This window comes from Paraburkholderia sp. RL17-383-BIF-A (assembly GCF_046028015.1).
In the GTDB taxonomy this organism is placed as follows: domain Bacteria; phylum Pseudomonadota; class Gammaproteobacteria; order Burkholderiales; family Burkholderiaceae; genus Paraburkholderia.
In genome coordinates this window covers 44,565-66,946 of the sequence record NZ_JARESR010000009.1, presented here as the reverse complement: position 1 = coordinate 66,946, position 22,382 = coordinate 44,565, and the positions used below count along the sequence as shown (strand labels likewise).

Here is a 22,382-nt window from a genome sequence, read left to right as displayed (position 1 = left end):
AGCCCTGCCGATAAAAGCCGCGGCGGCGATGCGCGCGGCCTACGCGTTGCGGCTGTCGTCAAAGGCGCGCAGCAGCGCGTCACGTGCGATCAGACGTTGCGCGTTATTGCGCTCCGGATAATCGATCCAGGCTGAACCGGCATCCGGCGGATTCGCCTGCTGTGCGGCGTGCGCGTGGATGAGCGCATGCGCCGCCCGCACGTCCTCCGCGGATGGCGTCAGCGCACGGTGAATGGCCGGCACGTGTTCGGCAAACACGACGCTTTTCGATGCGAATCCGAGTTGCGTGCAGAGGTCCAGGTCCTGCCCAAGCACCTGCGCCGACCGATAGGTGCAAGGAAGATCAATCGGCACGCAACCGGCGGCAATGCACTCGATCAGAAAGCGGTTCCGTGCGTAAAGCAGTTCGATACCGCCCGGTGTGCGGCGAGCGCCGAGATTCGCCGCCAGGTCTTCGACTGCAAGCATGCAGCATTTTATTCGTGCGCCCACCTGAAGTAGCGCGCCCACATTGACCAGACCCTTCGCGGATTCGATAACTGGAACCACCTCCGTCGAGCCCGCCGGAATGCCCAGCTTGCGCTCGATGATGGCCAGCGCATCGTCGAGTGAGGCCAGTTGGGCCGCGCTCTCCGCGTGCGGCAGAAAAATCGCCCGTGGGGCGCCGGGCATGATGCCTTCGAGATCGGCATGGCCGTCGTGCTCCAGTTTGTTGATCCGTACCGAACCGAACGTGCCGGCCCGAGCCGCCTCGCGCAATAACGTGACAATGCGTTCGCGTGCCCGCGGCCGGTCTTGCGGCGAGGTCATCTCTTCCAGGTCGGCGACAATGGCATCCGCACCGCTTTGCAGCGCGATTGCGTGGGCCTCGGAATTGTTTCCGGGTGCGAAGAGCCATGTGCGCCGCAGGCCAGGCGGGCGCGGCGTTGGGTGTGCGTTCATACGGCATGCCCCGCGCGCGCCAGCATGGCGTGAAGCAACACGTCCGTGCCACGCGTGACGTCTTCCGGCAAGGCGTCTTCGGCTTCGTTATGGCTTAGACCGTCGACGCAGGGGATAAAGATCATCGCGGTCGGACAATGCTTGGCGAGATGGATCGCGTCATGGCCGGCCCCGCTGACGATGCGTTGATGCGGATAGTCCAGCGCCTCCACCGCGTTGCCCACCGCAGCAATACAGTGCGGGTCGAACGGCGTAGCCGGACTGACCCAATGCTGCCCCACCTCGACCGTGAGGCGGCGGCGCTTCGCGATGGCATCGAAGCGCTCGCGCAGCGCGGCTTCCATGTTTTCGATCATCGCGTCGTCGGGGTGGCGTAGGTCCACCGTGAACGACAGGTCCGCCGCGATCGTATTGCGCGATGGATTGCGGATGTGCAGTTCGCCGATGGTCGCAAGGCCTTGCGGGAAGAAATCTGCCGCGATGCTTTCCAGTTCCGCGGCCATTTCCGCGCTCGCAAATAGCGCATCGCGGCGGTACTGCATCGGCGTCGTGCCTGCGTGCGCGGCCTGCCCACGTACGCGCACATCGAGCCAGCGAATGGCCTGGCCGCCCGTGACGACGCCGATCGGCACGCCACTTTCCTCGAGCACCGGCCCCTGCTCGATATGCGCTTCGAAGTAGGCGTCGAAGACAACGCCAGGCACGGCGCGCGCGCCGGCATAGCCTGTTGCCTGCAAAGCCTGCTCGACCGATGTTCCGGCTGCATCGCGCGTGCTCAATGCCTGAGCGAGCGGCATGACGCCCGTAAAGGCCGCTGAACCGAGCATGGCCGGCGTGAATCGCGCGCCTTCCTCGTTGGTCCACACGACGATTTCGATGGGCTTGTCGGTTTGAATGTTCGCGTCGTTCAGCGTACGGACAACTTCGAGCGCGGCCAGCACGCCATACACACCGTCGAATCGGCCGCCCTCGGGCTGGGTGTCGAGGTGGCTTCCGCTTGCCACGGGTGCGGCGTCGTTCAGTTTGCCGGCGCGCCGTGCGAAGAGATTGCCGACCTGATCGACCGACAACGTGAGGCCCGCGTCGACGCACCATTGCGAGAAAAGCGCCCGGCCGGCCGCGTCCTGTTCGGTCAATGCGAGGCGCCGCACACCGCCGCCCGCCGTAGCGCCGACAGCGGCCATGTTCATCAGGCTCGTCCAGAGCCGTTCACCATTGATTTTTAGCATCACACACTCCTGAGGCCGCGGCGAGATGGCCGCGTCGGGTTCGTCGTGATGCCTTTATCGGTAATCAAAAATGATAAGTCTAATTTCTAATTCTAATCCTAAGTATAATTTTGGCGGATGATGAAATCAGTGAGGCTCATCGTGAGCAAAGATCGCCCTGACACCTACCTGAACGACCGTCTTGACTGGAATTTGCTGCGGACTTTTCTTGCGATCGCGAAAGAAGGCAGCGTGAGTCGCGCGGCGGCGAAACTCCATCTGACGCAGCCCGCGGTCAGCCAGGCGCTGCGCCGATTGGAAGAGCAGTTGGGTCTGCGCCTCGTGGATCGCCACGGTCCGCGCATCGAGGTCACGCAGGCCGGCATCGAAGTGAAGCAGATTGCTGAAGACGTATACGGGACGATTTCGCGCCTGTCACTTGCCGAGGTGGATCGCGATCACGATATCTCCGGCATGGTGCGCGTGAGTACCGTCAGCGGCATCGATTTTCCGGCCTACGATACGTTTCTCGCCGAGTTTCATCGCACGTATCCGCGTATCGAACTTGAAAGCCAGGAAATGCGCAGCGCCGACGTGGTGAACAGTCTCCAGCAAAAGTCCGCAACGCTTGGACTGACGCCACGGCGCGCGTTACCCAAACGGGTCGACAGCCGTGTGTTTCTGCGTCAACGGTATGCGCTTTTCTGCGGACGTCATCATCCGCTCTTTGGGCGTAACGATCTTCGGGTCGCTGATCTCGCCGGCGAAAAGTTTGTCTCCTTCACCGGCGACAAGGTGGGCGACCACCTGTCGCCGCTTACGTTCTTTCGTGACGAGATGGGCTTCACCGGGCGCGTGGTGGGTTCGTCGTCGAGCATGACCGAGGTGAGGCGCTTCATCTTCGCGGGCTTCGGCATAGGCTGCCTGCCGGAACATGTCGTACGCGACGACATTGCTCAAGGCCGCCTTCAGCGGCTGCCGCCGGATGAAGGCGTGGCCGACCTCGATATTTACATGTTGTGGTCACAGGACCGAAAGTTGAGCGCCGCCGAAGCCGCGTTTATCGATGCCCTGAATGTGTTCATCGACGGCCAGGAGGAAGGTGTTGGCCGCTAACGCCTCGCTCAGCAACCTCACTCAATATCCGCGCGCGATGTCGACCATGTTCTGCAGCGGTTCGCCGCAAATCAGCCTGCGTGCGTTGTGCGCCACTTGCGCGCCGATCGTCTCCGAGCTTGCCACCGAAGCCATGTGCGGCGTCACGATCAGATTGGGTGCGCGCCATAAATGATCTTCGGGGGGTAAAGGTTCGGTCGGGAACACGTCGACGATCGCGCCGCCGATCTTCCCACTCTTCAGTGCCGCGATCAGGTCCGCCGGCACCAGATGTTCGCCTCGGCCGACGTGAATCAGCTTCGCTAGAGGCCGTAAGTGCTCGAACGTGTTTGCGTTGAGAATCCAGCGGGTTTCGTGCGTGAGCGGCAGGAGACACACGAGAATGTCCGTCCCCTGGAGAAATGGCTTGAATTCCTCGGCGCCGGCGAAGGTCGTCACGTTCGGCAATTCACGGGCCTTACGCGCCCAGCCGCGCACTGCGAACCCGAAGCGCTGCAAATCCGTCGCGACGCGGCTGCCAATTTCTCCCAATCCCATGATGCCGACGGCGCATTCGGAAGCATCGCGCTGATCGTGGCGGAACCAGCGGTCAAGACGCTGATTGGCGAGCACGCGGTCGAGTTGGCGATGAAAATGCAGCACTCCCCACGTGACGAATTCACTCATACCGCGCGCGTGTTGCGGATCGACGACCCGGCACAGCGGCACGGCGGGCAGGGCAGGGTCTGACAGGATGTTGTCGACGCCCGCGGCGATGCTATGAACGAGCCGCAGTTTCGGCAACTCCGCCAGCGCGCCGGCCGGCGGGTTCCAGCACACGGCTATTTCAGCATCGCCGGCGGACTGCTCGCCGTGCACCACGACATCCAATTCAGGGGCGGCGCGCAGAATCGGCTGCACGAGGTGTGACATGTCGTAGTCACGGCTCATTAGAACTAATTTGGTCATGGCATTGAAGCAGAAAACGGGCTTAGCTGCGGTAGTCGGATTGCGGGTCGTCGATCAACCGTAACGCCGCGTGCCATGCCAACTCCGAAATTTCCGCGGAGTCTTCGCGAGCGAACTGGCTCGCGGTCAACTCGCACACTCCCCGCGGTGGAATGCGCAACGCGCTGCCGCCGGCCAGCGCCTGGATTTGCGCCTGACAGGCCCGCTCGAGGAAATAGATCTCGTGGAACGCTTCGGCTGCCGTGGCGCCGGCCGCAAGCAACCCATGATTGCGCAAGATCATCGCCTTGCAGGAACCGAGGTCGCGCACCAGGCGCTCACGCTCGCCGAGTTCCAGCGCGATGCCTTCGTAATCGTGATAGGCGAGCTTGCCGTAGAACTTCAACGCATGCTGACTGATCGGCAGCAGCCCTTGCTCCTGAGCCGATACCGCTGTTCCCGCGGCGGTGTGCGTATGGATCACGAAATGCAGATCGTCGCGTGCCGCGTGGATGGCCGAATGAATCGTGAATCCCGCGGCGTTGACACGAAACAACGCCGGTTCGCTGTGAGCCCGCTCGTCGATGACGTTGCCGAGATGATCGATCTTCACGAGGTCCGACGCGCGCATTTCGTGAAACAGCACGCCATAGCGGTTGATCAGAAATGCCGGCGGCTGCCCCGGCAAGCCGGGCAGGCGCGCCGTGATGTGCGTGTCGATCATGTCGGTCATGCGGAAGTGCGCGGCCAGCCTGTAGAGCGCCGCCAGTTCCTCTCTTACCTGCTGTTCGGCAGCCGGCTGCGCCGGTTTTTCGCTCATGCGATCGGGGGTAGGGGTGGATTGCATTTCAGAAGTCTCCCGGGTTCTCACTTGCTGTAGTGGGCGTAGTGTTCGTTAGCGTGTCAGTGTCCGTCAACTTCATTGTTCTAATGCTGATCATTAGCGGCGTGAATACTTGATGAGATGAAGCATTGCAGGACCTCGTGAAGCGGCGCTTTGGCGTTGAGCCGAGCCAGAATCGAGGGTTCCGCGTGATCGGACGCCAGAGCCAGATCGATCACGGCGGCAAGCGCCGGTGCCTGGGTGAACAGCACGCCATTGTCGTCGGCCAGCACAATGTCGCCTGGGCGCACCACGACTGCGCCACACACCACCGGCTCGTTGAACTGACTCGACATGGTGTCGCGTTTTTTGGTCGTCAGCAATGACGTTCCGCGCGCGAATATTGGCAGCCGCGTGCTGCGTAGTTCGATGAGATCGGTCACCACGCCGTCGACAATGACGGCCTTCGCGCCGGCGTTGAGCGCGGCGCATGCCGTGACTGCTCCAACCGGCGCATGCGTATGATTGCCGCTCATATCGATCACCAGCACATCGCCGGGTTTGAGTTGCGACAGGGCGCGGTTCACGGGGATGGCGTCGGGAGATAGCAATTTGAGCGTCACCGCGCGCCCGATTACTTTCACGTTGGGGACCATCGCGCGCAGGCGATGGTCCGCGAAGCCATTCTCCAGGAAATGCCCGAGTGTCGGGAAGCTGACGGATTCGAGGCTGTGCAGTAACGATGAGTCTGGTGTGTCTTGCATCAGAGCGGCCTTTTCCGTTTGCATATCAACCCTTCACGAAATGCTTGCGGTGGCGGCATTCGCGCGCGCCGCGGACGAGATATCGCGGCGGAGCGTCTCCGCGAGCAGCACGAGCGCGAGTGCCGAAACAGCAGCCGAGCCCATCATGTACCACGCCACCGACGAACCTCTGCCCGTAGCGGACAGCAATGCGGTGGTGACAATCGGCGTAGCTGCGCTGCCGAGCAGCCCCGACAACATATAACTCACCGACAGGCCGGAGTAGCGAACCTCGGTGCCGAACAACTCCGCGAGGAAGGTGGCAATGGGTCCGTAGTTCGCGGCGAAGGCGGTCATCATCAGCAGATAACCGAGCAGCGCAAACGGAAACTCGCGCGTATCCAGCAGCCAGAAAAGCGGAAAAGCGAGCAGAGCCTCGGCGACAATGCCGCCGATGATCACCGGCTTGCGGCCCACGATGTCAGAGAGCTTGCCGAAGGCCGGCAGCAACACGATGCAAAGCGCGCAGGCAATCAGTGCAATGGAGAGCATCGCGTTGCGTGAGAATCCCAGCGTCTGCGTCCCATACGTTAGCCCGAACGCGACAATCAGGTTGAACGAGGTACCCGTCGACATCGTCGCGATACCGCCGAGCAGAACCTGCTTCCAGTATCGGGTGAGGACCTCGGCGATCGGCAACTTGACCTGCGCGTCGGCTTCCTTGATCTTGCGGAACGACGGCGTTTCGGATGTGTTCAGACGGATGTAAAGCCCGACCCCCACGAGCAATGCGCTCGCAAGGAACGGAATGCGCCAGCCCCAGGAGAGCAGTGCGTCGTTTGAAAGTGTGGCATTGCAGACCAGAAACGCCAGATTGGCGATCAGAGTGCCAGCAGGCACGCCGATCTGCACCCACGAGCCATACAGTCCACGCTTGCCTGCGGGGGCATGTTCCACCGCCATCAGCACGGCGCCGCCCCATTCGCCGCCGAGCGCGAGTCCCTGAATGACGCGCAAGGTGAGCAGCAGAATGGGCGCCCAGATGCCGATCGACGCATAGTTCGGCAGCAGGCCGATCGAGAACGTCGCGATGCCCATGATGATGAGCGACACCAGCAGCATCGCCTTGCGTCCGAGCCGGTCGCCGAAATGGCCGAACAGGGCGGCCCCGGCAATGCGCGCGAGGTAGGCGGAGGCGAACGTGCCGAACGCCAGCAAGGTGCCGACTAACGGGACAAAGCCGGGAAAGAACACCTTGTTGAAGACGAGTGCCGAGGCGGTGGCGAAGACGAACAGGTCATACCATTCTACGGTCGTGCCGATCACACTCGCCACCGCGATCTTTTTCATGTTGGCCGGGGCGCCGTCTGATGGGGGTGGTGTGTCCGCGGGGCGATAGGACGTCATGGGTTTCTCCTTGAGGCACAGCAGTTTCAGTGGATGAACGCAGCGATTGCGCGCATGGCCTGGTGCCTTTATCGGAAACCAAAAAGAATAAGTAAAAGTCTGTTTTCTAATCCTTTGTATTAATGGAGCGAATGATCGCGGATGCAAATCAGGAGGTGCATGCGCGCGGCTGTTGGCGGGAAACGCCTGGAACAGCAGGCTTGGGCATGGCGCGCCGTGCGTGCCGCGATCACGCTTTGTGTGTCGACAAGAGAATGCTGGTTTCCGTGCTGGCAATGCCGTCGATCAAACGGATCGTGCCGAGTACGCGATCAAAATTCTCCAGCGAGTCCGCCAGCAGTTCCGCAATGAGGTCCCAACGCCCGTTGGTGCTGTGAATCGTGGCGACGTTTGGATGACCACGCAACACCTTCACGACCTCTGCCGCCCGATTGCCCTGCACGGCAATCGACATCAGCCCGCGAATCCGGTGCTTTTCCACGGCCGGCTTCAACTTCACCGTATAGCCGACGATCACGCCGTTCTTTTCCAGCCGGGTCAACCGGTTCTGAACCGTTGCCCGTGCCACCCGCAACTGTTGTGCGAGTGTGACGACTGGCGTGCGCGCGTTGTCGCGCAACAGCGCGATGAGCTGATGGTCCACGTCGTCAAGGCTGATCATGTAATTCGCTTCCTTTGCATGACGCTGAAACGGGCGCTTTGCCGTTCGTTGACGGCAATGGTTGCGTCAGATAAACAAATTGCCATTCAGCATGGGCAAATTGCTCATTAAGGCAGCTATTTTGTCATAAGTGGACACTTTTTGTTGGCCTGGGTTGCGGAAATAATGGCTTATCAGGCGGCTCGCGGAGCCGCGCCCAACCCAGGAGACAAACCCCATGACCCGCTTCCTCGATGTGCCTGCTACCAGCAGACTGATCGCTTCATTAGGTGTCCCACGGTTCCTGAGTGAACTCGTCGACACGTTGCATGCCGACTACGTTCGATGGAACGACTTCGACAAGTCGCCGCGCGTGGCCTGCCATTCGCGGGAGGGCGTGATCGAGTTAATGCCCGTTGCGGATTCACGGTTGTTCGCGTTCAAGTACGTCAATGGCCATCCGGTCAACGCAGAGCGAGGCATCCATACCGTGATGGCGTTCGGTGCGCTGGCCGACGTCGACACGGGCTATCCGCTTCTCCTTGCGGAATTGACGCTCACCACCGCACTGCGCACGGCCGCCACGTCGGTACTTGCGGCAAAGGCACTCGCGCGGCCGGAATCCAGAACGATGGCGCTCATCGGCAATGGCGCACAGAGCGAGTTTCAGGCAATCGCATTCCACACGCTAATGGGCATCGAGGAAATCAGACTGTTCGACCTCGACGAGCGTGCGACGGACAAGCTCGTACGCAACCTGTCTGCATTTCCGGCGCTACGTACCGTGCGGGCTGCGTCCACTGCTGAAGCTGTGCGCGGCGCGGATATCGTCACGACAGTGACAGCCGACAAAGCTTACGCGACCATCCTGACGCCCGACATGATCACTCCGGGTATGCATTTGAATGCTGTCGGCGGCGATTGTCCGGGCAAGACGGAGTTGCATGCCGACGTGTTGCGCATGGGGCGTGTGTTTGTCGAATACGAACCGCAGACTCGAATCGAAGGCGACATCCAGCAACTGCCCGCCGACTTCCCCGTCACGGAACTGTGGCGCGTCCTGCGAGGCGAAGCAGCCGGGCGCGATAGTGCTACGCAAGTCACGGTGTTCGATTCAGTGGGTTTCGCGCTCGAAGACTATTCGGCGCTTCGTTACCTCGACGGGCTCGCGCGTCAGCACAATGCGGGCGTCGAAATCTCGCTGATCCCGCCTGCCACTGATCCGAAGAATCTGTTCGCGCTAATCGGCGCGTCTCAGGAAAAAGCGTCGGAGCCAGCACTCGGGGCGGCCGACGTCCTCGCATTCGCCCGCTGAATCTAACGTAGCCCGTCGTCGTTCCCACTGTCTTTCGTCCCTCGCAATCCATGACACTTTTGTCGATTCAAGCGCCGGCCTCGGTCGTGATGATCCGCCCGCATCGTTTTCTTCCGAACCCCGAGACCGCCGCCGACAACGCTTTTCAGCGCAGCGCGCCGTGTGGCGGCGAAGGCACGGCACACTCGTTGGCTGCCGCGGCACACGCGGAAGTAACCGAAGCCGCGCGTGTGCTGAGTGCTGCGGGCGTGTGCGTCCATCTGTTCGACGATCATGGAGAGCGGGGCACGCCGGACTCCGTCTTCCCCAATAACTGGTTTTCGACCCATCCCGGCGGTCATGTTGCGCTGTATCCAATGCATAACGTCAACCGCCGGCGCGAGCGCCGGGCCGACGTGATCGAGATGCTCAAGAGCGAATATCGCGTTCAGGACGTGATCGATTATTCCGGGCTGGAGCACGACGACGTCTTTCTCGAGGGCACGGGCGCGATGGTGCTCGATCACATCGCTCGTATCGCCTATACAGCGCGCTCACGCCGAGCGGATCCTGTTGCGCTGGAACGGTTCTGTACGCATTTCAACTTTGAACCGATATGCTTTGACACAGCCGATGCCGATGGTCACCCGGTCTATCACACTAACGTCATGATGAGCGTCGCCACCGAGTTCGCGCTGGTCGGCATGAATCTGATCGTCGACCCGAAGCGCCGCGACGATATTCACCGGCGTCTCACGGAGACCGGTCGCACGGTGATCGCATTGCAGAATGCACAGATCGCGAGCTTCGCCGGCAACGCGCTCGAATTGTCGGGCCGGGATGGACGGGTGCTCGCGCTCTCCAGGCGCGCTTTCGAGTGCCTCACGCACCAGCAGCGCGAGCTGATCGAGCGCTCTGCGCAGCTGCTTCCGCTGGAGGTGCCGACCATCGAAATGGCAGGCGGGTCCGTGCGATGCATGCTCGCGGGCATCCATCTCGCGAGGCGTTGAGCCTATCCATGTTATCGAGAGCGACGCACTCGTAGAAGTGCCTTCGGACTATCCGGCATTCCTCTGCAAACGGCGCTCTGCTGAATGTGCCGACCGCTGCGATTTTGTGATGCGTTTTTTGGGGCAACATGGGCGTGCTTGTGGACTACGACGCCAGCGCAACATCGGCAGTGTCGGCCTCCATCCATATCAGCGGTCGGGTACGGCGCGCTGCCATTGCGGCCTCACTCCGGCAGCGACACACCATGAATATGCCGATCGATCCGCTGCGCCTGCTCGTAGACCGCGTGCATCAACAGTGCGGTGTTGCGCGATGGGGGAGAGAACTTCGAATAGACAAACGTCGAGACGAGTTCGAGTTCCTCGACCAGCGGGCGGATGATCAAACCCTGTGCCTCCGCGGCGAACTCGTCGACAATGGCGAGCCCGAGACCGCCCTTGACGAGCGCCAGCGCCTGATCGGCGCGCGTAACGTCCACCACGGATTCCAGTTCCACATTGGCTTGCTGGCACGCGCGCGCGATCATCGTGCCGAACGGAATGTCGCGCCGAAACAGAACCATCGGCTCGCCGATCAACTCGCTGAGTGCAATGGGTTCGGCTGCGGCGAGGCGGTGACCGGGCGGCACCACGCAGACCATCCTGCCACGCATGAACGGCACCACGTCGAGATGTTCATGTTCGATCGGCATTGACGTTATAGCTACGTCGACGGCCTTGCTCAGGACTTCGAGCGGCATGTCGGCCATCAGCGTGGTGTGCCAGTCCACGCTCAGCGCCGGCAACTGCCGCTTCAACTCGACGATCGCGGGCGCGACGATCGAGGTCGCCAACGACGGACTGCACGACACCCGCAACAGGCTCGCCGGCCCGAGCGCCAACGCCCGCGCGAATTCATCGACGCTTAGCGCCGCCTGATAGACCTGTTCCACTTCCCTGAAGAGCGCCTGCGCTTCCGCCGTCGGGATGAGCCGCCCCTTGGTGCGTTCGAAGAGGCGCAGTCCCAGCGTGGTTTCCGTGTGGGAAACCAGTTTGCTGATCGCGGGCTGGGACACGTAGAGCATCTTCGCCGCCGCGTTGATCGACCCGGTCAGCATGACCGCGCGAAACACTTCCATTTGCCTCAGCTTGAACCGCATGGATCCTCCAGAACGCGTATCCGGAGATCTTAACCAAAAGTTATAGGGTAGCTGAAACTCGGCATACGACAAGCGCGCGTCACCTATCTAGTATCTGCTCATCGGGAGCCCGACTTCCGCATCGCGTAACGCGCACCGGTTGCACCGGCAACGCGCGCCGCGCCAGAAAGCAGACAGGATGGAGACACCATGAACCACGCAACTCAGTCAGGCGCCGCGACAATCGACGTCGCCACGACCGCGCGGCGAACCCGCGCCCGCTTCGGCATCCTCGCGCTGCTGGCGGTCGGCACGATGATCAACTATCTGGATCGCAGCGTCGCCGGCATTGCCGCGCCGAGCATGAGTCACGAACTCGGCCTCAATCCGGCCTTGATGGGCGTGATCTTTTCAGCGTTTTCGTGGACCTATACCGCGTCGCAGATCCCCGGCGGCGTGATGCTGGACCGCGTCGGCACCCGCTGGACCTATTTCTTCGCGCTCACGCTCTGGTCGCTGTTCACGGGTTTGCAGGGTCTGGCGACCGGCTTTGTGTCGCTGTTGATCATGCGTCTTCTGATCGGCATTGCCGAAGCGCCGTGTTTTCCGACCAACAGCCGCGTCGTGGCGATCTGGTTTCCGCAGAGCGAGCGCGCTAGAGCGACCGGTATCTATACGTTCGCGGAATACGTGGGGCTGGCGTTCCTGAGTCCGTTGTTGTTCTGGCTGGAACAACGCTATGGATGGCGCGCGCTGTTCGGTATCGTCGGCACGGTCGGGGTGCTGTTCGGCGGCATCTGGTTAATGCGCTTTCATGAGCCGCACCAGTCGAAGAGCGCGAATCGGGCCGAACTCGACTACATCGCCGAGGGCGGGGGCGTGGTCGACGGCAGCCAGAAGGCCACGAACTTCCGCTGGTCCGATATTGGCGCGCTGCTCAGGCGGCGCAGCATGTTTGGCATCTGCATCGGCCAGTTCGCCTGCAACTCGACCAACGTGTTCTTTCTGACGTGGTTCCCGACTTACCTCGTGACCGAGCGTCATATGCCGTGGCTCAAGGTCGGGCTGATCGCGGTGCTGCCTTTCATCGCCGCATCGGTGGGAACGCTTGCGGGCGGCTGGATTTCCGACGCCATGCTGCGCCGTGGCATCTCGTTGAACTGGTCGCGCAAGCTGCCGGTGATCGCCGGCCTGCTGGCGGCGTCGAGCATTGTCCTCGCCAACTATGTCGAATCGACCGCGATGGTCATCGCGATTCTGTGTGTCGCCTACTTCGCTCAAGGCATGTCGGCGCTCGCCTGGATGATCGTCTCGGACATCGCGCCTAAAGGATTGCTGGGCCTGAGCGGCGGCATCTTCAATCTGTTCGCCAACGCGGCGGGCATCGTCACGCCGCTCGTGATCGGCCTGATCGTCAACGCGACGGGGTCGTTCGTCTACGCGCTCGCCTTCATTTCGACCGTCACGCTGGTTGGCGCGCTGTCGTACATCTTCGTGGTCGGCGATATCAAGCGCATCGAATTCAAGAACATCATCTCTTAACGAAAGGAAGTAACCGGATATGACTCGCTCTCTCGACGGAAAAGTGGCCATCGTCACAGGCGCCGCGCGTGGCATTGGCCTCGGTATCGCGCAAAAGCTGAAAGCGGATGGCGCGCGCGTGGCGGTATGGGACCTCGATGTGAGCGACTGCAACCCGCAACGGCTCGGCTTCACGCCGGACCATGTGCAGCAGGTGGATGTCGCCTCGATCGGCTCGGTCGAGCAGGCATTCGCGGCCACGCTCGACACGTTGAGGCAAGTCGATATTCTCGTGAATAACGCGGGAATCAACGGGCCGGTCGCGCCGTGCTGGGAATATCCCGTGGATGCGTGGGAACGTGTGATCGCCGTGGATCTGAACAGCGTGTTTTACTGTTGCCGTGCCGCCATTCCGCATATGCGGGCACGCGGCGGCGGCCGCATTGTCAACGTGGCGTCGATCGCGGGTAAGGAAGGGGTACAGTTCATCTCCGGGTATTCGGCGGCGAAAGCAGGTGTCATCGCGTTCACCAAAGCCGCAGCGAAGGAACTGGCGAAGGACAACGTGCTGATCAACTGCGTCGCGCCAGCAATGGTCGAAACCGAGCTGTTCAAAGAGATGTCCGACGCGCATATCGAGGCAAGCAAAGCCAAGATTCCGATGGGCCGCTTCCTGCAGGTCGAAGAGGTCGGCGCGATGGTCAGCTGGATCGCCAGTCCCGAATGCAGCTTCACGAGCGGCTTTACTTTCGATCTGACTGGCGGGAGGGCGACATATTGAACGCTTCCACAGTAGCGCCAAAGCTTGCGGTGGCGCATCTCACGGCGCTGGAGCTGGCTCCGCTGGAGTGGGTCGTGCAAGCGCGGCGCGCGGGCTTCGACGTGGTGGGGCTCAGGTCCAACCCCACGTCGCCAGGTGCGATCGCCTATCCGTCCGTGGTGGGTAGCGAAGCGCATCGCGCACTCAAACGCGTTCTCGCCGACGAAGGCATGACAGTGCAGGACGTGGAGTTCATTCCGGTGTTGCCCGAGATCGACGTGGCGTCCTATGCGCCCATGTTCGATGCAGCCGCCGATCTGGGCGCTGCATGCGTGACGATTTCCGGCGACGACCCCGACGCAGCGCGGCTGGCCGCCAACGTCGCGGCCTTGTGCGAACTTGCCGCGCGATATGGTTTGCGCGTCGATCTTGAGTTCATGCGCTGGCGCCACGTCGGCACGCTGGGTGAGGCACGCTCGATTGTCGAGCGCGCGGGCAGTGCAAATCTCGCGATTCTCGTCGATGCGTTGCATCTCGCGCGCTCGGGCGGCAGTGCGGCGGACATCCGGGCACTGCCGCCGGGAATGCTGCAAGCGGTACAGCTTTGCGACGCGTCGCACGACGATCCCGTCGGTGACGAAGCGACGATTCTCGAGGCACGCACTGGCCGCTTGCCTCCCGGTCAGGGTGCATTGCCGCTCGACGATCTGCTGGACGCGCTGCCTGTCGGCACGGCCGTGAGTGTGGAAATGCCGATGCCGTCGCTGCCCGTGAAAGAACGGCTCGACCTCGCCTATCGAAGCACGTACGCTCTGTTCGAGACGGCACGCCGCCGCCGCGGATCTCTCGGAGAGTCCCTCCAATGACAATTTTCGACGAAGAGAAGATCGACTGTCACAACCATGTCTTCGATCCCGCACGCTTTCCCTATCGCGCCGACACCGCGTACCGGCCGTCGATGCAGGAAATCGGCACCGCTGCGCAGTTTGCCCGCGTGATGGATGCGTGCGGCGTGCAGCATGCGTTGCTAGTCGGGCCGACGAGCGGCTACCGCACGGACAATCGCTGCATGCTCGACGCCATTGCGCAGCATGGAGATCGCTTCAAAGGCATTGCCGTGGTGGACCACAATGTGAACCGGCAAGCGCTGCAGGAAATGAAGGCTGCGGGCGTGGTCGGCGTCGCCTTCAATCCGGCAATGGAAGGCGTCGAAGCGATGAAGCATGCCGAGCCGCTTTTCGGCATGCTGGCGGACCTCGATATGTTCGCGCAGATTCAGGTGACGGGTGATCAACTGGTCGCACTCGAGCCGCTGATCGCGCGAACCGCGACGCGGTTGCTCATCGACCATTGCGGTCGACCTGAGCCGGCGGCCGGTATCAACCAGCCAGGTTTTCAGTCGCTGATGCGTCTTGCCGATACCGATCGCACCGCCGTCAAGATTTCCGGTCTGCAGAAGTTTTCGCAGCTGGACTATCCGTACGAAGATGCGCAGTTTTTCGCGCGGCAACTTCTTCGCACCTTCGGACCGGATCGTTGCGTCTGGGGTTCGGACTGGCCGTTCCTGCGCTCGCCGGTGCGGATGGATTATGCCCCGCTGCTGACGCTGCTTCAGCGCCTGATTCCCGATGCCGACGCGCGCCGCCGCGTCTTGTGGACGACGCCTCGCAGCCTGTTCGGCTTTTAGCCAGACCTGTGAAATGCGCTGAATGGCTCGCGACGCAAAAAAGCCGGCGTGACACCACGCCGGCTTTTGACATTGCAAGAATAGGCGCGTGACCTGCTAGCGGTTCTGCGCCACACCGATTGCCGATTGTGCGCCGAGACTGCTGCGGGCTTTCTTGACATCGTCGGCGGAGACCGGCGCCGACGCGTTGCCCCAGCTATTGCGCACATACGTCGAGATCGCTGCGATATCGCCGTCCGTCAGCTTCCAGCTGAAGTTCGGCATGGCCGCGCCGGTCGGATTGCTTTGCGTCACAGCGCCGCGGCTGCCGATCAGGATCGTGCGCAGCATATTGGTCGGATCGGGTGCCTGTACACCCGCGCTATCCGCGAGCGACGACACCATGCCCGTCACGCCTTGCCCTGACGAACGGTGGCACGCGGCGCAGTTCGCCATGAACAGCGAGTGGCCAAGCGTCATGGTGGAGTCGTTTGCCGCAAGCGCTGCCGCTGGCTTGCGATCGGATCCCGGCAAGCTCTTCAGGTACACGCCCATTGCATGGAGGTCTGAAGTGCTCAGGTGTTGCAGCGAATTCGTCACCGCTTCGGCCATCGGGCCCGACGCGACACTGCGATTGTTGCCACCTGTATGCAGGTATTCGACGATGTCATCCGTCGACCACTTGCCGAGCCCCGTGTACGCATTGCCCGTAATTTCAGGCGCGTGCCAGCCCTGCAGCGAGCCGCCTTGCAACGCGGCCTCGTCGCCGCCGAGGAAGTTCTTCGCGGTGTGACAGGACGCGCAATGACCGAGCCCTTCGACCAGATAGGCGCCACGATTCCATTCCACCGACTGCCTGTCGTCATTCCTGAACGGCGTCTTGTCGAAGAACAGCAGATTCCAGCCGAACATCAGCATGCGGATGTTGAACGGGAAGGGCAATTGATTCGCGTCGACCCTGTTGTTCACAGGCGGGACGGTATCCAGATACGCCTTGATATCGCGCAGATCCTGATCGCTGACCTTCGCATAGGCCGTATAAGGCATCGCCGGGTACAGGAATTCGCCGTGCTTGCCGCGTCCTTCCTTGACGGCGCGAATGAACTCCGCGTCGCTCCAGGTGCCGATGCCGGTGTCCTTGTCGGGCGTGATATTGCTCGCGACGATCTTGCCGAACGGCGTTTCCAGCGGTAGGCCGCCTGCGAAGGGCTTGCCGCCCTCGGCCGTGTGGCAGGCGATACAGTCGCCGGCGCGCGCCAGGTACAGGCCGCGCTTGACGGCGTCCGAATCGGCGGATGAAAGCTGCGCCGCCTTCGGCGAAGGCGCGTTCAATGCGCTTTGGCTGCCGGCGTTGCTCTGCGCGTGCGCATCGCCCGCATGATCCCACGCGACGAAAGCCGCGGCGGCGAGCACCACCGCGCTGAATGAACCGATGAATGTCTTGGCGCGCACGTTCAGATCCTCACCAGCGGGCCGGGCGACTTCAGATACTGCGACTTGATCGCTTCCGCGGCCCACAGCGTGGTGGCGCCGACGGTGCCGGTCGGGTTGTAGCCGCCGTTGTTGGCGAACGCGGACGCGCCCACCACGAAGGTGTTATGCACGTCCCAGCTTTGCAGGTAGCGATTGAGTGCGCTCGTCTTCGGATCGTCGCCGATGATCGCGCCGCCGGTCGTATGCGAGGACAGATTGTCCATCGGAGAAAAAGGCTTGGTGGTCGGCTCGCTGCGCACAACGGTTTTCGCGCCCATTGCATGACCGAGTTCCTCGGACTTGTCGGCCATGAATTTCGCCGAGCGCTTGTCGTTTTCGATCCAGTCGAACGTCACGCGCAATAGCGGTCTGCCGAAACGGTCCTTGTACTCCGGGTCGAGATCGAGATACACGTCGCGATGCGGATAGCTGTTGCCCATTACGTAAATCGAGTTGTAGTTCTGATAAGCGTGCTGATATGCCTTCTTCCACTCGCTGCCCCAACGCGGCGTGCCGGGCGGCACACCGTTGCTCAAACCGATCGGCCGGCCATTGGTCGAGTGCACGAGCGCCACGCCACCACCGATGAAATCGTGGTTGCTGTGGTCGAAGTTGTCGCTGTTGAAGTCGTCGATCGCCTGCGCGAGTGCGCCCGCGCCGATGAACGGATTGAGCCGCTCGTTTTCGAAGAAAATCGACGCGCCCGAGATGGTCTGATACGCGTAGTTGCGTCCGACCACGCCTTCGCCGGTTTCGCGGTTATATGGCTTGCCGATGCCCGACAGGAGCATCAGGCGCACGTTGTCCATCTGGTAGGCCGAGATCACGACGATGTCGGCGGGCTGCTCCCACTCGTTGTTGTCGTGGTCCACGAAGGTGACACCGGTCGCCGTTTTCCTGTCTTCGGCGAGGTTCACGCGCAGCACTTCGGATTCGGTGATCACGCTGAAATTCTTGCGCTGCATGAGCGCGGGCATGATGCACGCCTGCGGGCTGCTCTTGGACCAGTTGCCGCAACCGAAGAACTCGCAGTAGCCGCAATACGTGCAGGGCGCCATATGGACGCCCAGCGGATTCACATACGCGCCTGAGGTATTGCCCGCAGGCACCGGAAATGGGTGGTAGCCGAGCTCGCGCGCAGCTTTATCGAAGATCGTCGCGACCCGCGTGCGTTCGAGCGGCGGCAACGGATAGTCGCGATTGCGCGGACCTTCGAACGGGTTGCCGCCTTCCTGGATTTTGCCCTGAATGTTGCCCGCACGGCCCGAGGTGCCGGCGAGGCGCTCGAACTTGTCGTAGAACGGTTCGAGGTCGGCGTACGTCACGCCCCAATCCTGCACCTGCATGCCTTCGAGGAATTTGCTCTTGCCGTAACGCTCGACCGTGTTCGTATAGGTCTGGAAGTCGTTCGGCAGGAAGCGCCACGTCATGCCATTCCAGTGCGTACCGGCACCGCCCACGCCGATACCGAACTGGTAGGTGTTCCAGTCGCGCAGCGGCAGCGCGTTCTGATCCGACGTGTTGCGAAACGTCAGCGTTTCGACGGCGGGCGGCTGCATGAGCGCGCGGCGCGTGGCGAAGCGCAGTTCGTCGGTGTCGACCGTGGTGGGGAAATCGCTGCTGGTATCGCGCCATGCGCCGCGTTCGATCGCGACCACGTTCAGACCTGCCTGGGTCAATTCGTTCGCCATGAGCGAACCGGCCCAGCCGAGACCGACGATTACGGCGTCGGCCTTAGCACGTTTGAGTGCCATGTAATTCTCCGCTTGTTGCAGTGGGGTGCAGTGATGCAGTGATGCAATTGGATCCGCGCGCGTCAGCTCTTGCGGCTGATGAGGCTGATCGGAATGATCTTCAGGTCTTCGCCCTGACGGCCGATCACGTCGCGGAAATCGTATTGCGCGCCGGGGAAGCCGAGCATCTTCCAGCCGGCCATGTCCTTGTTGCCGCCGTAGATCGGATCGGCGAAGAACCCTTCGCGCACGTTCTGTAGAACCAGGTTGAAGAAGGCCTTTGAATCGACTCTGCCGAGCGCGAGCGCGCCGGCTTCGAGCTGTTTGAGAAGACCATCCTGCTGCTCGGGCGAAAGCGCATTGAAGGCCTTGCCGCTGAAATTTTGCTTGCAGTGGTCGTCGAGCGACTTCAGGCCCGCGCGATAGCGCTCGGCGGGCGTGTCCTTGATCTGCGGACCCTGGCTCGGCGTGCCCGGCTTGAATTCTCCCAGCCGGTATTGCGTGGCTGCACGGCCGTAGTCGCCGCTCAACTGGCGATCGATGAAGAGCGCGCAGCCCGCTTCCTTGCCGCCGATGCTCAATTCGTCCGACGGAATCAGCCGGTCGGCGATTGCTTCGACAGCGGCGACCTCTTGAGCCGTGAAGAACTTCCAGCCGTCCGCCACCACTGGCTCCGGCAGCACCACCGGATCCTTGAACCACGGCATGCCGCCGAAAATCACACGGGCCTTGGCGACTGCGATGCCCGCAGCCATCAGAACCATTGACGATAGAAACTTACGGCGTAACACGTCGTTTTCCCCAGAAAATCATCGCAAATGCGAACAAAAATAGAAGGCTCGTGACTCGTCCCGAATCTCCGATTCCAATATATTCTAACTGGTTAGTTAAAATTGAGTCAAAGCGTGGTCAGGGCGGAACGCACCCCGAGGGTCATCCCTGGTTGCGATGGAACCGGTACACGCCTATCTTCTACATCATACGTATGACCTAGAGAGTGAATGGTGGCGACGTTACATAGGCAGGTCCTGAACCAGATGGGCGAACAGATCTGTTCAGGCAAGTTCATGCCCGGCGATATCCTTCCCGCCGAGCCGATTCTGGCCGAGCAGATGCAGGTGAGCCGCATCACCATCCGCGAGACGATGAAGTCGCTCTCGGCCAAGGGCATGCTGCAGGTACGCCGCCGCTACGGCACGATCGTGCTGCCGCGCTCGCAGTGGCAACTGTTCGATCCCGACGTGATCACCTGGCGCGCGCGCGCCGGCACCGTCGAGCCGGGTCTGATCGAAGACCTGATGGAATTGCGCCTGATCATCGAACCGAACGCCGCCAAACTCGCCGCCAAACGCGCAACGCCGGAAGATCGCGTGGCGGTGCGCCATGCCTTCAAGGCGATGGAGCGCGCGGTGGCTGGTCACGGCGAATACGTTCCCGCCGACCTCGCGTTTCACGGCGCGATCCTGGCGGCCTGTCACAACCAGTTCGTCCAGCAGATGCAGAACGCGCTGTCGGCGATTCTCCGCACGAGCTTCGAGCTCAGCTCGGAAATCGCCGGTGGCCCGGCCCGTTCACTGCCCATGCACGAGGCGCTGTGCATCGCAATCGAGCAGGGCGATCCGGAGGCCGCTGAACAAGCCGTACTCACGCTCATCAAACGCGCTGAGCAGGATTTCGAAGACCGCGCGGCATTGAACGACACCGCCAACGATCAACCGGCCTGACGCAAGCCTCTCTCGCGGACGGCCACCCCATGAACTTGAAACGCGACGCGCAGCGCCGTCGCGATGGGCGTACTCGCGCCTTTTCTCCCGATTGCACAGAGGATCCAGCATGACCCAACTATTCGATCTCACCGGCCGCACGGCGCTCGTCACCGGTTCGGCACGCGGCATTGGCTTTGCGCTGGCCGAAGGGCTGGCCGCGGCGGGCGCGCGCGTCGTGCTCAACGGCACGCGTGCGGATACGGTTGCCGAGTCGGTCGGCAAACTTGCCGGCAAGGGTTACCAGGCACTGGGTCGCGCATTCGACGTCACCGACGAGACCGCTGTCGCCGAGGCTTTCGCGCAGTGGGACAAAGACGGCGTGCAGATCGACATTGTCGTGAATAACGCGGGCATCCAGTTTCGCAAGCCGCTCGTCGATCTCGAACTGAGCGACTGGCAGCGCGTGATCGACACCAACCTGACGAGCGCATTCATCGTCGCGAAGCAGGCTGCGCGACGCATGATCGCGCGCGGCACGGGCGGCAAGATCATCAACATCGGTTCGCTCACGAGCGAAGCAGGCCGCGCGACAGTCGGCGCTTACACCGCGGCGAAGGGCGGCATCAAGATGCTGACCCGCGCGATGAGCGCCGAGTGGGCCGCCTCGGATATCCAGGCGAACGCGATCGGCCCTGGCTACATCCTCACCGACATGAACAAACCGCTGATCGAGAACGCCGCTTTCGACGCATGGGTGAAAAGCAGCAACCCCTCGAAACGCTGGGGCAAACCGGAAGAACTCGTCGGCACGGCGGTCTTTCTCGCGTCGCCTGCGTCGAGCTATGTGAACGGCCAGATCATCTACGTGGACGGCGGATGGCTGGCCGTACTCTGAAACTTTATTGAATGCAGGTCCGCGCGAGTACAGCAGAACAAATAAACGACTCGCGCGCAGTCAACCGTTGTATGCGCCGTACCGATCCGGAGACATCATGGAAAGCGTCAAGCCCGTAGCAACTCAAAGATGGTGGTATCTGATGCCCATCATCTTCATTACATACAGCCTCGCCTATCTCGATCGCGCCAATTACGGCTTTGCCGCCGCTGCCGGGATCGACAGGGATCTCGGGATCACGCACGGCACGTCCTCGCTGATCGGCTCGCTGTTCTTTCTCGGCTACTGCCTGTTCCAGGTGCCCGGCGCGATCTACGCGCAGCGCAACAGCGTGAAGAAGCTGATCTTCTTCAGCCTGATTCTGTGGGGACTGTGCGCGGCCGCAACCGGCATGGTCAGCAATATTCCGATGCTGATGGTGCTGCGCTTCACGCTCGGCGTGGTGGAAGCCGCCGTCATGCCGTCGATGCTGATGTACATCAGCCGCTGGTTCACCCGCACCGAGCGCTCGCGCGCCAACACCTTCCTGATTCTCGGCAATCCGGTGACGGTCTTGTGGATGTCGGTGGTATCGGGCTATCTGGTGCGCAGTTTCGGCTGGCGTGAAATGTTTGTTATTGAAGGTGCGCCGGCGCTCATCTGGGCGGTGGTGTGGTGGTTCACGGTCAAGGATCGTCCGGCCGACGCGCCGTGGATGAGCGAAGCCGAAAAGACCGAACTTACCGCGCGCCTCAAAGCCGAGCAGGCCGACATTGCGCCGGTGCGCGACTACAAGACGGCGTTGCGTTCGTCGATCGTGATGAAGTTCTGCGCGATCCACGCGCTCTGGAGCATCGGCGTGTACGGCTTCATCATGTGGTTGCCGTCGATCCTCAAGGCAGCGTCCACGATCGATATCGTTTCGGTCGGATGGCTCGCCGCCGTGCCGTATCTCGCAGCGATCATCCTCATGCTGCTCGCCTCGTGGCTCTCGGACAAGACACGCAATCGCAAGCTGTTCGTATGGCCGTTGCTGCTGGTGGGCACGGTTGCGTTCGTCGCGTCGTATCTGATCGGCGGCTCGCATTTCTGGATATCGTTCGCGCTGCTGGTCGTGGCGGGCGCAACGATGTACGCGCCGTACGGTCCGTTCTTCGCGCTGGTGCCGGAGTTGATTCCGAGCAACGTGCTCGGCGGCGCGATCGGTCTCATCAACGCATGCGGCGCGCTCGGTGCTTTCGCGGGCTCGTGGGTGGTGGGTTACCTGAACGGCGCGACCGGCAGCCCGGCGGCTTCGTATATTTTCATGGCGGGCGGCTTGCTGCTCTCCGTGATCCTGATGATGACCGTGCCCGCGCATTCCGATCAGCGTGCGAAGCGTGAAGCGCCGCTCTCGCTGAATCGCACGTAATACGCTGACC

At 61.9% G+C, this 22,382-nt stretch carries 21 protein-coding genes; 10 read left to right on the top strand and 11 right to left on the bottom strand.

From position 1 onward, the window contains the following. Window positions 1-39: 39 nt before the first annotated feature. Together P0D71_RS13030 and P0D71_RS13025 are read right to left on the bottom strand one after the other, a co-directional pair. Window positions 40-942 (bottom strand): HpcH/HpaI aldolase/citrate lyase family protein, encoded by a 903-nt coding sequence (locus P0D71_RS13030; protein WP_408480355.1) that lies wholly within the window; start codon window positions 940-942, stop codon window positions 40-42. After that, complete coding sequence (locus P0D71_RS13025; RefSeq protein WP_408480353.1) at window positions 939-2,171, bottom strand: Zn-dependent hydrolase; 1,233 nt, start codon at window positions 2,169-2,171, stop codon at window positions 939-941. The genes P0D71_RS13030 and P0D71_RS13025 overlap by 4 nt, the downstream gene beginning before the upstream one ends. A gap of 141 nt (window positions 2,172-2,312) precedes the next feature. On the opposite strand from P0D71_RS13025, the gene P0D71_RS13020 reads away from it, so the two are divergent. Further along, window positions 2,313-3,266: a LysR family transcriptional regulator gene (locus P0D71_RS13020; RefSeq protein WP_286162111.1), complete on the top strand. Its 954-nt coding sequence runs from the start codon at window positions 2,313-2,315 to the stop codon at window positions 3,264-3,266. A gap of 21 nt (window positions 3,267-3,287) precedes the next feature. Here P0D71_RS13020 and P0D71_RS13015 read toward each other — a convergent pair whose 3' ends face one another. From P0D71_RS13015 to P0D71_RS12995, 5 genes are all read right to left on the bottom strand, one after another. Beyond that, a complete protein-coding gene (locus tag P0D71_RS13015; protein WP_408480351.1) occupies window positions 3,288-4,214 on the bottom strand; it encodes a 2-hydroxyacid dehydrogenase in 927 nt (308 codons plus the stop codon). Between the two features lie 22 nt (window positions 4,215-4,236). Then, on the bottom strand, window positions 4,237-5,013 hold the full coding sequence (locus P0D71_RS13010; protein ID WP_408480498.1) for a class II aldolase/adducin family protein: 777 nt from the start codon (window positions 5,011-5,013) through the stop codon (window positions 4,237-4,239). Window positions 5,014-5,120: 107 nt separating this feature from the next. Beyond that, window positions 5,121-5,780, bottom strand: a complete 660-nt coding sequence (locus P0D71_RS13005; RefSeq protein WP_091808921.1) for an RraA family protein — start codon at window positions 5,778-5,780, stop codon at window positions 5,121-5,123. 33 nt (window positions 5,781-5,813) lie between these two features. Beyond that, window positions 5,814-7,166, bottom strand: a complete 1,353-nt coding sequence (locus tag P0D71_RS13000; RefSeq protein ID WP_091803814.1) for an MFS transporter — start codon at window positions 7,164-7,166, stop codon at window positions 5,814-5,816. Between the two features lie 229 nt (window positions 7,167-7,395). Further along, entirely contained in the window at window positions 7,396-7,827 is a 432-nt protein-coding gene (locus P0D71_RS12995) for an Lrp/AsnC family transcriptional regulator (protein WP_091803811.1), read from the bottom strand. Window positions 7,828-8,044: 217 nt separating this feature from the next. On the opposite strand from P0D71_RS12995, the gene ocd reads away from it, so the two are divergent. Both ocd and ctlX read left to right on the top strand, forming a co-directional pair. Next, the gene (gene ocd, locus P0D71_RS12990) at window positions 8,045-9,121 is read left to right on the top strand and encodes an ornithine cyclodeaminase (protein WP_408302304.1); all 1,077 of its coding nucleotides are present in this window, start codon (window positions 8,045-8,047) and stop codon (window positions 9,119-9,121) included. 50 nt (window positions 9,122-9,171) lie between these two features. Further along, window positions 9,172-10,110, top strand: a complete 939-nt coding sequence (gene ctlX / locus P0D71_RS12985) for a citrulline utilization hydrolase CtlX (RefSeq protein ID WP_408480349.1) — start codon at window positions 9,172-9,174, stop codon at window positions 10,108-10,110. Between the two features lie 224 nt (window positions 10,111-10,334). On the opposite strand, the gene P0D71_RS12980 is transcribed toward ctlX, so the two are convergent. Continuing rightward, entirely contained in the window at window positions 10,335-11,249 is a 915-nt protein-coding gene (locus P0D71_RS12980) for a LysR family transcriptional regulator (protein ID WP_091803748.1), read from the bottom strand. A 189-nt stretch (window positions 11,250-11,438) separates the two neighbouring features. Here P0D71_RS12980 and P0D71_RS12975 point away from each other — a divergent pair, with 189 nt between their 5' ends. From P0D71_RS12975 to P0D71_RS12960, 4 genes are read left to right on the top strand one after another with little or no spacing between them, the layout of a single operon-like run. Then, window positions 11,439-12,770: an MFS transporter gene (locus P0D71_RS12975; RefSeq protein WP_408480347.1), complete on the top strand. Its 1,332-nt coding sequence runs from the start codon at window positions 11,439-11,441 to the stop codon at window positions 12,768-12,770. Window positions 12,771-12,789: 19 nt separating this feature from the next. Beyond that, a complete protein-coding gene (locus P0D71_RS12970) occupies window positions 12,790-13,530 on the top strand; it encodes an SDR family NAD(P)-dependent oxidoreductase (protein WP_408480345.1) in 741 nt (246 codons plus the stop codon). Then, window positions 13,527-14,375: a sugar phosphate isomerase/epimerase family protein gene (locus tag P0D71_RS12965; protein WP_408480343.1), complete on the top strand. Its 849-nt coding sequence runs from the start codon at window positions 13,527-13,529 to the stop codon at window positions 14,373-14,375. Before P0D71_RS12970 ends, P0D71_RS12965 begins: the two co-directional genes overlap by 4 nt. Then, window positions 14,372-15,196, top strand: a complete 825-nt coding sequence (locus P0D71_RS12960) for an amidohydrolase family protein (RefSeq protein WP_408186442.1) — start codon at window positions 14,372-14,374, stop codon at window positions 15,194-15,196. The genes P0D71_RS12965 and P0D71_RS12960 overlap by 4 nt, the downstream gene beginning before the upstream one ends. A 96-nt stretch (window positions 15,197-15,292) precedes the next feature. Here the strand turns inward: P0D71_RS12960 and P0D71_RS12955 are convergent, their stop codons facing one another. The 3 genes from P0D71_RS12955 to P0D71_RS12945 form a co-directional block, all read right to left on the bottom strand. After that, the gene (locus tag P0D71_RS12955; RefSeq protein WP_408480341.1) at window positions 15,293-16,627 is read right to left on the bottom strand and encodes a c-type cytochrome; all 1,335 of its coding nucleotides are present in this window, start codon (window positions 16,625-16,627) and stop codon (window positions 15,293-15,295) included. 2 nt (window positions 16,628-16,629) lie between these two features. Further along, a complete protein-coding gene (locus P0D71_RS12950; protein ID WP_408480339.1) occupies window positions 16,630-18,402 on the bottom strand; it encodes a GMC family oxidoreductase in 1,773 nt (590 codons plus the stop codon). A gap of 62 nt (window positions 18,403-18,464) precedes the next feature. Then, on the bottom strand, window positions 18,465-19,172 hold the full coding sequence (locus P0D71_RS12945) for a gluconate 2-dehydrogenase subunit 3 family protein (protein ID WP_091803729.1): 708 nt from the start codon (window positions 19,170-19,172) through the stop codon (window positions 18,465-18,467). A gap of 210 nt (window positions 19,173-19,382) precedes the next feature. Between P0D71_RS12945 and P0D71_RS12940 the strand changes: the two genes are divergently transcribed. The 3 genes from P0D71_RS12940 (at window position 19,383) to P0D71_RS12930 (ending at window position 22,372) form a co-directional block, all read left to right on the top strand. Continuing rightward, window positions 19,383-20,105: a FadR/GntR family transcriptional regulator gene (locus P0D71_RS12940; protein ID WP_408480336.1), complete on the top strand. Its 723-nt coding sequence runs from the start codon at window positions 19,383-19,385 to the stop codon at window positions 20,103-20,105. Between the two features lie 109 nt (window positions 20,106-20,214). Then, a complete protein-coding gene (locus tag P0D71_RS12935; protein ID WP_408302283.1) occupies window positions 20,215-20,982 on the top strand; it encodes an SDR family oxidoreductase in 768 nt (255 codons plus the stop codon). 97 nt (window positions 20,983-21,079) lie between these two features. Then, on the top strand, window positions 21,080-22,372 hold the full coding sequence (locus P0D71_RS12930; RefSeq protein ID WP_091803722.1) for an MFS transporter: 1,293 nt from the start codon (window positions 21,080-21,082) through the stop codon (window positions 22,370-22,372). Window positions 22,373-22,382: the final 10 nt, after the last annotated feature.